At 52.5% G+C, this 12,475-nt stretch carries 21 protein-coding genes; 20 read left to right on the top strand and 1 reads right to left on the bottom strand.

The genetic code is table 11. From position 1 onward, the window contains the following. The first annotated feature begins 7 nt into the window (after positions 1-7). From HII27_RS11965 to HII27_RS11930, 8 genes are all read left to right on the top strand, one after another. On the top strand, positions 8-625 hold the full coding sequence (locus HII27_RS11965) for a DUF3164 family protein (RefSeq protein WP_182928251.1): 618 nt from the start codon (positions 8-10) through the stop codon (positions 623-625). A gap of 83 nt (positions 626-708) precedes the next feature. Beyond that, positions 709-975 carry a hypothetical protein gene (locus HII27_RS11960; protein WP_182928252.1) on the top strand — a complete coding sequence of 89 codons (267 nt, stop codon included), beginning with the start codon at positions 709-711 and terminating at the stop codon, positions 973-975. After that, positions 968-1,450 (top strand): nucleoside triphosphate pyrophosphohydrolase family protein, encoded by a 483-nt coding sequence (locus HII27_RS11955; protein ID WP_185668092.1) that lies wholly within the window; start codon positions 968-970, stop codon positions 1,448-1,450. The genes HII27_RS11960 and HII27_RS11955 overlap by 8 nt, the downstream gene beginning before the upstream one ends. Further along, the gene (locus HII27_RS11950) at positions 1,447-1,890 is read left to right on the top strand and encodes a hypothetical protein (RefSeq protein WP_185668091.1); all 444 of its coding nucleotides are present in this window, start codon (positions 1,447-1,449) and stop codon (positions 1,888-1,890) included. Before HII27_RS11955 ends, HII27_RS11950 begins: the two co-directional genes overlap by 4 nt. Further along, the gene (locus tag HII27_RS11945) at positions 1,890-2,129 is read left to right on the top strand and encodes a hypothetical protein (protein WP_023293655.1); all 240 of its coding nucleotides are present in this window, start codon (positions 1,890-1,892) and stop codon (positions 2,127-2,129) included. Before HII27_RS11950 ends, HII27_RS11945 begins: the two co-directional genes overlap by 1 nt. After that, the gene (locus HII27_RS11940) at positions 2,126-2,578 is read left to right on the top strand and encodes a hypothetical protein (RefSeq protein ID WP_185668090.1); all 453 of its coding nucleotides are present in this window, start codon (positions 2,126-2,128) and stop codon (positions 2,576-2,578) included. Before HII27_RS11945 ends, HII27_RS11940 begins: the two co-directional genes overlap by 4 nt. Further along, positions 2,568-3,077, top strand: coding sequence for a gp16 family protein (locus HII27_RS11935; RefSeq protein ID WP_023293653.1), 510 nt, complete (start codon positions 2,568-2,570; stop codon positions 3,075-3,077). The genes HII27_RS11940 and HII27_RS11935 overlap by 11 nt, the downstream gene beginning before the upstream one ends. Beyond that, positions 3,074-3,388: a hypothetical protein gene (locus HII27_RS11930; RefSeq protein WP_032676848.1), complete on the top strand. Its 315-nt coding sequence runs from the start codon at positions 3,074-3,076 to the stop codon at positions 3,386-3,388. The genes HII27_RS11935 and HII27_RS11930 overlap by 4 nt, the downstream gene beginning before the upstream one ends. On the opposite strand, the gene HII27_RS11925 is transcribed toward HII27_RS11930, so the two are convergent. Beyond that, complete coding sequence (locus tag HII27_RS11925) at positions 3,371-3,793, bottom strand: DUF2513 domain-containing protein (RefSeq protein ID WP_023293652.1); 423 nt, start codon at positions 3,791-3,793, stop codon at positions 3,371-3,373. The genes HII27_RS11930 and HII27_RS11925 overlap by 18 nt on opposite strands. Before the next feature lie 131 nt (positions 3,794-3,924). On the opposite strand from HII27_RS11925, the gene HII27_RS11920 reads away from it, so the two are divergent. The 12 genes from HII27_RS11920 to HII27_RS11870 all read left to right on the top strand — a co-directional run bounded on the left by HII27_RS11920 (position 3,925) and on the right by HII27_RS11870 (position 12,279). After that, positions 3,925-4,284 carry a hypothetical protein gene (locus tag HII27_RS11920; RefSeq protein ID WP_023293651.1) on the top strand — a complete coding sequence of 120 codons (360 nt, stop codon included), beginning with the start codon at positions 3,925-3,927 and terminating at the stop codon, positions 4,282-4,284. 71 nt (positions 4,285-4,355) lie between these two features. Next, the gene (locus HII27_RS11915) at positions 4,356-4,775 is read left to right on the top strand and encodes a Mor transcription activator family protein (RefSeq protein WP_023293650.1); all 420 of its coding nucleotides are present in this window, start codon (positions 4,356-4,358) and stop codon (positions 4,773-4,775) included. Between the two features lie 115 nt (positions 4,776-4,890). Beyond that, positions 4,891-5,394 (top strand): lysozyme, encoded by a 504-nt coding sequence (locus HII27_RS11910; RefSeq protein ID WP_191092075.1) that lies wholly within the window; start codon positions 4,891-4,893, stop codon positions 5,392-5,394. After that, on the top strand, positions 5,381-5,767 hold the full coding sequence (locus HII27_RS11905) for a hypothetical protein (RefSeq protein WP_023293648.1): 387 nt from the start codon (positions 5,381-5,383) through the stop codon (positions 5,765-5,767). The genes HII27_RS11910 and HII27_RS11905 overlap by 14 nt, the downstream gene beginning before the upstream one ends. Continuing rightward, entirely contained in the window at positions 5,685-5,954 is a 270-nt protein-coding gene (gene lysC / locus HII27_RS27600; RefSeq protein WP_071788873.1) for an Rz1-like lysis system protein LysC, read from the top strand. The genes HII27_RS11905 and lysC overlap by 83 nt, the downstream gene beginning before the upstream one ends. Positions 5,955-6,125: 171 nt before the next feature. Next, complete coding sequence (locus tag HII27_RS11900; protein WP_023293646.1) at positions 6,126-6,422, top strand: DUF2730 family protein; 297 nt, start codon at positions 6,126-6,128, stop codon at positions 6,420-6,422. Then, positions 6,422-6,709 (top strand): VpaChn25_0724 family phage protein, encoded by a 288-nt coding sequence (locus HII27_RS11895; protein ID WP_023293645.1) that lies wholly within the window; start codon positions 6,422-6,424, stop codon positions 6,707-6,709. The genes HII27_RS11900 and HII27_RS11895 overlap by 1 nt, the downstream gene beginning before the upstream one ends. An 8-nt stretch (positions 6,710-6,717) precedes the next feature. Further along, the gene (locus HII27_RS11890; protein WP_023293644.1) at positions 6,718-7,299 is read left to right on the top strand and encodes a DUF3486 family protein; all 582 of its coding nucleotides are present in this window, start codon (positions 6,718-6,720) and stop codon (positions 7,297-7,299) included. Between the two features lies 1 nt (position 7,300). Then, positions 7,301-8,965, top strand: coding sequence for a hypothetical protein (locus tag HII27_RS11885; protein ID WP_185668089.1), 1,665 nt, complete (start codon positions 7,301-7,303; stop codon positions 8,963-8,965). After that, positions 8,965-10,509: a DUF935 domain-containing protein gene (locus HII27_RS11880; protein ID WP_023293642.1), complete on the top strand. Its 1,545-nt coding sequence runs from the start codon at positions 8,965-8,967 to the stop codon at positions 10,507-10,509. Before HII27_RS11885 ends, HII27_RS11880 begins: the two co-directional genes overlap by 1 nt. Further along, positions 10,493-11,824, top strand: a complete 1,332-nt coding sequence (locus tag HII27_RS11875; RefSeq protein WP_023293641.1) for a phage head morphogenesis protein — start codon at positions 10,493-10,495, stop codon at positions 11,822-11,824. The genes HII27_RS11880 and HII27_RS11875 overlap by 17 nt, the downstream gene beginning before the upstream one ends. Further along, entirely contained in the window at positions 11,821-12,279 is a 459-nt protein-coding gene (locus tag HII27_RS11870) for a phage virion morphogenesis protein (RefSeq protein WP_023293640.1), read from the top strand. Before HII27_RS11875 ends, HII27_RS11870 begins: the two co-directional genes overlap by 4 nt. The last annotated feature ends 196 nt before the right edge of the window (positions 12,280-12,475 follow it).

Below are 12,475 nucleotides of genomic sequence, written 5' to 3'. Positions count from 1 at the left end.
CGAATAGATGAATAATTCAAATACCGTACCTGTGGGTTACCGCACCAATGCTCAGGGGCATTTAATCCCTGAGTCTCAGGTCAAACCCGTGGATAAGCTGCGTGATGAAGTCGTGATGACGATCGTCGGCGCAGCACGTCAGCAGCGTCAGTTGCTGGCAGCGTTCAAACTGGAGTCTATGCAGAGAATCGCCGACTTCACAGACCTTTCGGCGTCTGAGTATGGCGTGGAGTATGGCGGCACGAAAGGCAATGTGACCCTGGTCAGTTTTGACGGCCGTTACAAGCTCATTCGCGCAGTTGGTGAGCATCGCGTATTTGATGAACGTATCCAGGCGGCTAAAGCGCTGATTGATACCTGCATCAGCGAATGGTCTGGCGGTGCGGATGAACGCATTATGGCCCTGGTAGATCATGCCTTCCGCGTTAACAAGCAAGGTCGCATCGACATCAACCAGGTTCTGGGCCTCCGTCAGCTCGATATCAATGACCCGAAATGGAATGAGGCGATGGACGCTGTTGCTGATGCAATTCAGGTTTCCGGCACTAGTCAGTATTTGCGTATTTATGAGCGTCAGGCGGATGGTAACTATCAGCAGATTTCGCTGGATTTAGCCAAGCTTTAAATACTTTTAAATAAAACTTCAAATTGAAAACGGCGCTTGCGTCAGGGATTCGTTCGCGCCGAATTCAGCAAAAGGAATATTTTATGAGCGAACAACAATTAATTTCGATGATTATCGACCTGAAATCCTGGCATCAAAATCGCGTTGATAAATGCCAGATGGTTATTGACAACAAAGACGCTGATATCTGTTTAGAAATGGGCGAAAGCGAGGTGCTGGAATTTGGGGCTGACACCAAAGAAGCCCGTTTCATCCGAATTGGTGTCCAACTGGCACTTCTTCAGTTCCAGCCTTTTCCGATCACCATGAAACCGGCGGATGACAACATGGAGGATGAAGACGATGAATAAACCTCATGTTTTCGATGCAGCCCTGGCGATGTGGGGTTATGACCGTCAGGTTCTGGCAACAGCCGAAGAATGTAATGAGCTAGCCGCTGCGTGCACTCGTTTTGTTACTCATAAAGCGAACGGCAACCGTATCGCCGAAGAAGCTGCCGACGTTGAAATTATGATTGAGCAGCTTCGCCATAATGGAATGAGCGACATGATTGATCAGCATAAAACACGAAAAATGGCCCGTTTATCTCAACGCGTAGGGGCTGAGATATCTGATGCGGTATCACCAGCCAGCCCGTCAGTATCTTCCTTACTTGAAGAAGCTGCAGAGCAACTTGAAATGGCACAGGCGCTTTATATCGACAGGCAATCCAGTAACCGTCTTGCTGCCGCCAGAACCCGCCGTTGCATCGCCGTTCTGATGCATGCGGCCCAAAGCATGATCCGCGAGCAGCAACAGGCAGAACAACCCCAGGGAGACAAATGATGATCGATGCAATCAAAGCCGTGCTGTCCGATAAGGGCGAAATGACCTGTCTGCAACTGGTCAGTGCGACGGGAACCAGTGCCCAGTTGCTTATCAAGGCGCTACGCAAAGCGGTGGCACGTTCCGAGCTGAAAGAGCGTAACGGTTATTACGACATTATCCGCAGCAAATCACCTGTAGCGGCTCGACGCTCATTTAGGTGGATTGAGGGTACTGAGATTCCCCGAAGTGTGATGTACCTGGCTTCCGGGCCACGGTCAGCTGAAACGGTGCTTGTTCTGGTTGAGCTGGATGACAAAAAGCAGATGCAGGGCTGGCCACAATTTGAAAGTGCGTTAATCGATATTCGAATGGGGCATTTTCAGTGCTCCAGAACCGGGCAAATTATTACCCGGCATGTCCTTAGATACCTGCCTATTGATGTGCAAGGAGTTGCCTGATGGTAATCGTCATCGTTTGTTATATCGCTGGCGGCATACTGACCTTCGTGCTCGTTGCTGCGCTGCGTGGTAGCAAAATCATGGATAAAGAGGCTGATTCAATCAGCGCTCTGGTTGCGGCTGTAGCCTGGCCATTCACTCTGATGGCACTGATTGGGTGTATCACTCTCTGGTGGCTGTTTGATGTGCTGGAGCTGCTGTTTTTCGCCACCTCAACCTATTTCAGGAGTCGCAAATGACAACCACTATCACAAAGGAACAATGGAACGGTATCCAGAACACGCTAGGTGATTTGTATACCAGGGTTGAATTTAAGCTGTCTTCTGGAGAAAAAATTGCAGTTTATAAGGCCATTGTCTCTGAAAATAAGCTGGCGTTAATAGTCTGGATTGATGATACCCGCAGTGAAGCATGGGGCTGGCCGTCACATAAGGATTTTCGTCCGATTACGAAGGCAGTATGGCGTCGTAAAACGTATAAGCCAGGCGCTTCCATCATCCGCCGAGCGTCAAAAACCAGAGACGGCCTGCGCTGGTTGAAACGCAAAGAAAATGCGCACCTCCATGAGGTTGTGGAATACTGGGTATGTCATTTCAGCACCGCATCATCGTTGGTTCGTCAATTTAAGAAAATTGATGGTCTTGAGCTGGTATCACCACTGAGTGAGGTAATGGCTGATGCGAGCTAATACTATCAAATTGATCCACGTCGCGCGTCGTACTCTGGGTCTTGATGATGAGACTTATCGTGTTTTTCTTAGCACTGTTGTGCCGGGTAAAAGCAGTTGCCGTGATATGAGCTCGGCGCAGCTGCAGGCCGTGCTGGATGCTCTTAAAGAGCGAGGTTTTAAGCCTGTTTCATCTAAACCAAAAGCACCATCGGGGATTGCCGGCAAAATTCGGGCGGTATGGTTCACCATGTTCAATCAGGGTTTTGTCACCAGTAACGACACTGCAGCGATTGATGCGTATGTAAAGCGCATAACCCGGCAACAGAACGGTGGCGAAGGTGTGGCAAAGCTGAACTGGTTGCGTGATGAGAAAGCTCGAACCGTTCTCGAAAGCCTGAAACGGTGGCATATGCGGTGCATGCTGGAGCGTTTACCAGACACCGGTATCAAACCTACTTACGACCGTGTATGTGAGCGTTATCAAATCATGTTGAACATTTGCAAGGGGGAAAAATGAAACCAGAGTCTAGCAAAATCAGAGAGCTTTCAAACGCAGAAGTCCATGCCGCTGAGCTGATTGCAAGTGGCTGGCCAGAGGAGTTAATTCACGGTTTGTTAAAACCCTCAGCCCCTGTCTATCGCACAACCGTTATTGCTGAACTGACTCAGGATTTTAAACTTGAAATGATGTCAAAAATGAATCTGTACCGTGTTGTTTGTAATCTGGAAACAATCAGAACACAGGCTATGGCTGCTGGTGAATATGATGCTGCTGCAATCGCAGCAGCTCGATTAGCGGATCTATTACCTTCAGTCCCCCAGCCCTAATTTTTCTTTCAGCAATTTTTCTGCAAGGGCGCTGCCGATCTTGCGCAGGAGGGCGACTGGAGCCTCCTGCGCTTCTTCTTTCAGCTTTTCAAATACGGGGCGTTGGTTTAATACTGCCGCAAAATCATGTCCCGCTTGTGTCAACCGTATTGGTTTGATTGCAAAATTCCATGAGATGCCTGTACTTTTCTGCGTCGGATGCAGGCCCAAAGATTCAAAGCCTGTCTCCAGTTTGAGACTACTGATGAACCCGTTCTCGGCCAGAAGTAGCAAATGAGCAATCAATATGTTCTGTTCCTTCTCATCGACGTCAAACAGACCAAGTTCTTTAAGGGTGATGTAGGGTTCTGGGGATTCAATAAAACAATTTAGCAACTTCTTCATTTCATCAAGATCGAGTTTCATCCAAGTATCTCACTGTTAGAAAATTGTCCCGGCTCTTTGTGACCATGATGCCGCCACGGGGCAACGTTATCAGTAAATGCTTTTCAGACAAAACGGTGATAAATTTTAATCATTATTTTTAAGGGGGTTATATGAAGTATTTGTTAGCAATAGTCGTAATGGTAGTTAGTCTGGCCTCTTATGCGGCAGAGGAGTCGGGCAAGAAAGACCCTGCATCTGGCCTCTGGACATGTAACGGCATCAAGCTTCATATGGGCGTTGACCTGGTTTCCTGGCAGAATCTTGATGATGGTGATACCTATGTGCAGACAGAGCCGCCGTCACCAGAGAATGACAAAGAAATTTCCGTGCATGGAACTTCGTATACCTTTGCTTCAATGCGTAACCCGGCAGTCATCAAGTTTTTTATAGTCGATAAATCGGGGAAAAAATTATATCTCCATGACGATATAAAATTCTTCAAGCTTCACCCATGCAAACGTGACAGCTGATGTCATCAACAATCCCGCCAACGTGCGGGATTTTTTGTATACTGACTGTGCACTTACCTTGAGGAGGGTTTATGTCACAACAGTCGGAGCTTTTTGAACACGACCCGGCCATTCACCAGTTGCTTGACCATATCGACAATATCCCTGTCGGTGAGCTTGAGCACCAATGGCCACAAATGCTGGTTGCACTTGTCGATGTGATGGAGGCAGAATTGAAGCGCCTCGGAATTGCTGAAGACAGCCGCTTGCTGGCGCGTAAACTGGCGCTGGCCATGTCCCACTATATGGGCGGACGTCAGTATTATCTGCCATCCGGGGACAAGCTTGTGACAGCGTTACGGGACGATCTTATCTTCTCCCGTTTCGATGGCCGCAACCTTGAAGACCTGCGCCGCGAGCATCGTTTATCTCAGACGCAGATTTACGATATCATCGCCCGTCAGCGCAAGCTTCATACCCGTCGTCGCCAACCGGATTTATTCCCGCACTAATTATCTGTAACAACCGACTGCGCTCGAGAGTGCGGGTTGTACTCAGATACCGGAATCACCTCTCTAATCAGCTTTTTCTTATCCTCGGATGCAGATCCACTCACCGGATAAGCTGATGCCCCAAATACCCCGTAGTCTGAAAGCGTCATTGCTGGCGATTGCTATTGCCGGTGGCGGTTATCATGAAATGACCCGCGAGACCCTTATCCACGTCGAGGGGATCGAATATACCCCGTACCGCGACATTGCCGGCATCATGACCGTATGCGTTGGCCATACTGGCGCTGATATCCAGATGCGCACCTACACCTATAAAGAGTGCATGGCCCTGCTGGACAGTGATTTAAAGCCCGTTCGGGCAGCCATTAAACGGCTGGTAAAAGTCCCTTTAACCGATTATCAGCGCACCGCACTTGAGACGTTCATTTTCAATACCGGCACCGGGGCATTTTCCCGTTCGACCCTCCTCAAAAAACTGAATGCCGGTGATTTTGAAGGTGCTCGCGACCAGATGCGTCGCTGGATATTTGCGGCCGGGAAACCGTGGAAAGGACTGATGACGCGCCGTGAAGTTGAGATGGCCATCTGGTCAGTCGGAGGTGTTGATGACCTTCGCTGATCGTCTTATCGCTGCCGGCGCGGTTGCACTCCTGGTCACCGTGGGTGCGGTCTGGGTAAAGGCTGAGAAAACGCACAGCGATAACGTCCAGTTACGCCGGGACTTGCAGACCCAGACGCAAGCCAGAAACACAGCAGAATGGCTGCTACACGGCCAGGAGCAAACCATCCAGATATTCAGTGCCATCCGCGCGGCCAATGCCGCAGCACGGCGCGAAGACGAGAGGCTGCGCGATGAAGCTCAGAACCAGATCACCCTCATCCTTGAAAAAGAAGAATGCGCTAAGCACGATGTGCCTGCTGCTGCTGTTGAGTGGTTGCAGCGGGTCGAGAACCGCGCCCGTTCCGGTGGTGGTGACCCCGCTGCCTATTGATGCAGAACTGCTGGCGGAAACGCCTGTGCCAGTACGCCCCGCGCCGTTTACATACGGTGCATCAGTGGTCTGGAATGCCACGCTATTAACAGCACTTGGCCAGTGCAATCGCGATAAGAACGATGCCCGCCAGCAGGATTTAAAAAGGATTGAAATTTATGGACGCCGACCTGCTTCAGGAGGCTGAAGAGTTTCTGCGGGAACTTTGGCAGCAACAAGGTTGCAGCTGGCCTGGACCACAAATCCAGCGCCCTGAGCCTGACCGTATTTGTGCCTTATGTCGTCGCAGGCTGGGGATTGTTGAGCTGACTGGCCAGTATGAGACGTTGTGTCAGCGTTGTTATTCAGGGAGTTAAACGTGGGCATTTTTGAATATATCGGTCTGTGGCCATATCTGTTACCAGTAGCTTTTGGCGGGATTGTCTGGGCTATGCGCCGCACGTTCGCCAGTACCGAACGGGTAGAAAAGCTGGAAAATCGCCTCACCGAGATGGAAACCAAATACGCCAATATGCCTGGCGTTGAAGATATGCAGGAAATGCGCCTGCGTATGACGGAGATTGCTGGAGATATGAAGGTTATCGGCCAGCGCGTGCAGTCAATGACCCACCAGATTGAATTGTTACTGGAAAATGCGGTGAACCGGAGCAAATGATGATTAACGATATTCTGACTGAAGACCAGAGGCTGGTCATTCTTCGCAGCCTGATGGACTGCAACAACGAAGCGAACGAAAGCATTCTGAATGACTGCCTTGATGCCTACGGCCACAACATTTCACGCGATCTCGTTCGTACTCATATTGACTGGCTGCAGGAGCAAGGGCTGGTTACGGTTGAAAACCTGCGTGGTTTTTATGTCGTCACCATTACTGGCCGGGGGCAGGATGTCGCCGAAGGTCGTTCCCGCGTATCCGGTGTTAAAAAGCCCCGTGCCCGCTGAGGTTAGCTATGGAAACGACAAAACCCACTCGCGGCCGCGCGTCGAAAGTTGATCTGCTGCCTGAAGACGTCAAAAAAACGCTTCATGCCATGCTCAGGGATAAAGCCATTCCACAGGCGCAGATCCTGGAAGAGATTAATGCGCTGATTGATGATGCTGGGCTACCGGAAGACATGCGGCTTTCCCGTTCTGGCCTGAACCGTTATGCCACCAGTGTCGAGCAGGTGGGACAGAACCTGCGTCAGATGCGGGAAATGACACAGGCGCTCACCAGCCAGCTCGGCGATAAGCCGATGGGTGAAACGACCAAGCTCATACTGGAGATGGCCAGAAGTCAGCTCTTTAAAGCATTGATGCGCCAGATTGAAGATCCAGAAGCCGAAGTCGATATCGACATGCTCAAAAATGCCATGCTGGCGGCCCAGCGTCTGGAATCAACAGCCATGTCCAGTCATAAGCGCGAAAAAGAAATTCGCCAGGCCTTTGCAGAAGAAGCGGCTAATGCTGTCAGTGACGAACTGCGCGGTACGGATGGGATGAGCGAAGAGCTTGAGCAGCGTATTCGCAATGTGTTGCTGGGGAAAGCGTGATATGACCGCAACTACAAAACGACTCACCCCACTCAGCGAACCGCGCCAGATTGACCTGAAGGAAGAAGCCAGCAAACTCGGCGTGGATATTGTGACGGATGCCGGCAGTCTGAACCCGGCGAGCGAAGCCGTTTTCCTTCCCTATCAGGCCCGGTGGTTCAGCGATGACAGTCAGATTTGTATCGCTGAAAAATCCCGCCGTACCGGTCTGACCTGGGCAGAGGCTGGCCGTAATGTCATGACGGCCGCAAAGCCACGTAAACGCGGTGGCCGCAATGTCTTTTATGTCGGCTCCCGGCAGGAGATGGCGCTGGAGTACATCGCCGCTTGTGCGCTGTTTGCCCGTGCTTTCAATCAGCTGGCAAAAGCCGACGTCTATGAGCAGACCTTCTGGGACAGCGATAAGAACGAAGAAATTCTGTCGTACATGATTCGCTTTCCGAACAGCAATTTTAAGATCCAGGCGCTGTCCTCGCGGCCGTCCAACCTGCGTGGGTTACAGGGGGACGTCGTTATTGATGAAGCCGGTTTCCATGAGTCGCTTGATGAACTGCTGAAAGCGGCGTTCGCGCTGACTATGTGGGGCGCTCGTGTGCGGATTATCTCCACGCATAACGGCGTTGATAACCTGTTTAACCAGTACATTCAGGACGCGCGAGAGGGGCGAAAAGATTATTCCATTCATCGTATTACCCTGGATGATGCCATCAGTGATGGCCTTTACCGCCGTATCTGCTACGTCACGGGGCAGGGCTGGTCCGCCGAAAAAGAGAAAAAATGGCGTGACGACCTTTACCGCAATGCCCCGAACAAAGAGAGCGCCGACGAGGAATATGGCTGCGTACCGAAAAAGTCCGGCGGTGCTTACCTTTCCCGCGTACTGATTGAAGCGGCGATGACGCCGGAGCGTGATATTCCGATCCTGCGTTTTGAGGCTCCTGACGATTTTGAATCCTGGTCGCCAGAACTGCGGGAAGCGGAAGTTTCAGCGTGGTGCGAGAAAGAACTGGCTCCATTGCTGGCTGCGCTCAACATCCAGCATAAACACGCCTTCGGTGAAGACTTTGCCCGTAATGGCGACCTGACCGTTTTTGTCCCGCTGGAAATCACCGCCGACCTGTATAAGCGTGAATGCTTCCGCGTCGAGCTGAAGAACGTCACCTATGACCAGCAGCGTCAGATCATGCTGTTTATCCTGGCGCGTTTACCTCGCTTTATCGGCGCCGCTTTTGATGCCACCGGTAATGGTGGGTATCTGGCTGAAGCTGCGCGTCTGGTGTATGGCCCGGAGATGATTGACAGCGTGCACCTGTCAGCAGCCTGGTATCAGGAATGGATGCCAAAGCTAAAAGGTGAATTTGAAGCGCAGAACCTGGTTATCGCCCGTCACCAGACAACGCTGGATGACCTGCTCAATATCAAGGTCGTTAACGGCGTACCCCAGATTGATAAGGGCAGAACCAAAGACGCCAATGCCAGTGGCACTGGTGGCAAACGTCACGGTGACTTTGCGGTAGCGCTTGCGATGGCGGTACGCGCTTCTTATATGAATGGTTTTGTCATCGACGAAGACAGCGTGCAGGCGTTGCCCGGTAAGCGCCGGGAAGATGCGCACGATGATGAAACCCATGATGACTACCACGAATTTGAAAGAGGATGCTGGTAATGGGCCGTATTCTGGATTTAACGGGCAATCCCTTCGATTTTGATCCTGATTTGCAGACGGCGCAGGAATCACTGGTGATGATGGCAAAGCGTACCCAGGAGCACCCGTCCAGTGGTATCACGCCAAACCGTGCCGCCATTGTCCTGCGTGACGCCGAACGCGGAGACCTGACGGCTCAGGCTGACCTCGCCTTTGATATGGAAGAAAAGGACACGCATCTGTTTTCCGAGCTGTCAAAGCGCCGGCTGGCCATTCAGTCTTTACCCTGGAGCATTCAGCCACCGAAAGACGCCACTCCGCAGGAAAAGAAAGATGCGGCAATGCTCGATGAGATGTTGCAGGACGCTGCCTGGTTTGAGGACGGCATTTTTGATGCCGGCGACGCCATCCTTAAGGGTTACAGCATGCAGGAGATCGAATGGGGCTGGCTGGGTAAGCAGCGCGTACCCGTTGCGCTTCACTGGCGTGATCCTGCGTTGTTCTGTACGCCAGAAAGCAATCTGAATCAGCTCAGGCTGCGCGATGGCAGCGCCGACGGTGTTGAACTTCAGCCGTTTGGCTGGTTCCGCCATCAGGCAAAGTCCCGCTCAGGATATGCCGGCACGCTGGGGCTGGTCCGAACGCTGGTCTGGCCGTTTATCTTCAAAAACTATTCGGTGCGTGATTTTGCTGAGTTTCTGGAGATTTACGGTCTGCCGATGCGCGTGGGCAAGTACCCAACCGGGGCAACCTCCCGAGAGAAATCCACTCTGATGCAGGCGGTCATGGATATCGGGCGTCGTGCTGGCGGTATTATCCCGATGGGTATGGCGCTGGAGTTCCAGAGTGCGGCCGATGGTCAGGCAGACCCGTTCCAGGCGCAAATCGGCTGGGCTGAGCGCTCCATGTCAAAAGCCATTCTGGGGGGAACGTTGACCACGGAAGCCGGTGACAAAGGTGCTCGTTCTCTGGGTGAAGTTCATAACGAAGTCCGTAAAGAGATCCGTAATGCCGACCTGCGGCAACTGCGTCGCTCTGTCAACCGTGACCTGATTTATCCGTTACTGGCAGTCAACAGCCGAACCACCCTCGACCCGTGCCGTTTGCCGGGTATTGTGTTTGATTCCGGGGAATACGAAGACCTCTCTATGTTTGCGGAGGCCATTCCGAAACTGGCGGCAGGTATGCCGGTGCCAGTGTCCTGGATTCAGGAAAAACTGAATATCCCGCAGCCTAACGGTGACGAGCAGGTATTCCGTGCCGCGCCAGTGGCTGAAGGTCTGCCAGCGGTAAACGGTCAGGCCAGTCTGAGTGCGACAGACCTGAAGCAGACTGATGATATTGACGATATGGGCGCGGCGGTGACGCCGGATGCGTTTAAACAGGCCATTGATCCGCTTTTAAAGCCCGTTATTGCCAGCATTATTAAAAACGGCCCTGAATCGGCGATGCAGGATGCGGCGACGCTCTATCCCGAACTGGATGATGCAGCGCTTATCGACCTCCTGACCCGCGCTATCTTTGTCGCTGACCTGTGGGGGCGTATCGATGGCACAAGCAGTTGATTTGGCATACGCCGCCCGGTTACCCCCAAAAGAGGCGGTCTCTTACTTCAGAGCCAAGGGCCATAACGTCACCTGGAACTGGTATGAGCAACTGACGGACGCGCATGCCCGCGCGTTTACCGTCGCTAAAGCGGTGCGGCTTGATGTGCTGAACACCCTTCGTGACGAGGTTGATCGCGCTGTCCACGACGGCATCACACGTCAGGAGTTTACCCGGACGCTGGCACCGCGCCTGCAGAAGCTGGGATGGTGGGGAAAGCAGATTGTTGTCGATACCGAGGGTAATGCTAAGGAAATCGAACTGGGCAGCCCGCGCCGTCTTGCGACCATTTACAACGTCAATATGCGCACGGCTTATAACAGCGGCCGTTATGCGCAGATGATGAATAACGTTGAGGATTACCCGTTCTGGCAGTATGTGGCCGTTATGGACGGGCGAACCCGCCCGGAGCATGCTGCGCTGAATGGGCTGGTTTTTCGCTATGATGACCCGTTCTGGAAGACGCACTACCCGCCGAATGGCTGGAATTGCCGCTGCCGCGTCAGGGCGTTGTCTGCTGAACGTATGAAAGCGCTGGGGCTGAAAGTCAGTTATGGGGCATCTTTCGTGCACACCCATGATGTTGACGCCGGCATTGATGAGACCACGGGTGAAATCTTCAGGACGGAATCCACGACCTTTGATAACGGCCGCGTGAAAATGACGCCCGATGTGGGCTGGTCGTATAACCCAGGTTCGGCGGCGTTCGGCACTGACCAGACGCTTATCCGTAAAGTTATCGAGACCCGCGACCCGCAGCTGCGTGAGCAGGTTATTCAGTCGCTCAACAACAGCCGCGAGCGCCAGCTGGCGTTTTCAGTGTGGGCAAAACGTACCCTCACCAGTGGCCGCGCCGGTGATGCCATTCAGACGCTGGGTTTCATGTCTGAATCCGTTGCCGCCGTGGTCAGAGCGCGAGTCGGTGCTGAACCAGCCCGGTTATTGGCGATCAGCGAAAAAGGTTTGTCTGATGCGGTTTCAGCTGCAGACACAAAGCTCAGTGATGCCGATGTACAACAATTGCCGGCGCTGATGGCTCAGCCTCAGGCGGTGTTGTGGGATAGCGCCAGGAATGTGCTTATGTATGTAACGCCTGCAGATGATGCCGGACAGCAGATAGTTATCCGCACAGAGCCCGCAGTGAAGAACGGTGGAGACCTGCTTGACCAGGTCGTCAGCCTGTCACGGGCAAGCCTGAGCAGCCTGCAATCAGCGGTGAACGCTGGCTCGCTTGAAGTGATTGAGGGCCGTCTGGGGCTGGAGGAGGCACCATGAGTATTGATTTAGCTGTTGTGCTCGATATCAACAGGATCCAGACGGCGTTCATCAGCCTGGGCGCAATGGCCAATGATGGGGCCATTCCACGTGCCGCAGCTGCTGCACTGCTTTCCTCAACGGAGAACGCCTTTGAACAGCAGGCTGACCCGGTCACCGGTGAGCATTGGGCCAGCTGGAGCGATCCTTATCTTGCGTGGCGTGAGAAACATAATTATGTTCCTGGTACTATCCTGACCCTGAATGGCGATCTGGCCAGGAGTATCACCACGGACTATGGCCCGGACTGGGCGCTGATTGGTTCGCCGATGATTTATGCTGCGATTCACCAGTGGGGCGGAAAGGCGCGATATACTGTCCTGAGAGCTCGTCCATATATGGGGCTTGATAAGGTCGGTCGCAAAGAGATTTACGCTGCTATCGAAAAACGTGCTCAGGCTGCTCTCAGGCCATAGTATGATGTTTGCTATACGTTGACGCTTATAAAATCTTTTAAACGCGTACAGAGAGATTTAAACGTGTTTTAAATGGGGTTGCGTCCGTTCTCCCGCTTCGCTTTCTATCCGGTTCGTTGTTTTCAGTCAGATACCGGAATCACCTGCATTTTCTTCCCCGCGTAAAAATGGCCTGAGTTTCTCAGCAACGAGCAGG

It is taken from the genome of Kluyvera sichuanensis, assembly GCF_014218705.1.
Taxonomy (GTDB): domain Bacteria; phylum Pseudomonadota; class Gammaproteobacteria; order Enterobacterales; family Enterobacteriaceae; genus Kluyvera; species Kluyvera sichuanensis.
The sequence above is the reverse complement of the archived record's forward strand: the minus strand, read 5'-3'. Positions and strand labels throughout refer to the sequence as shown.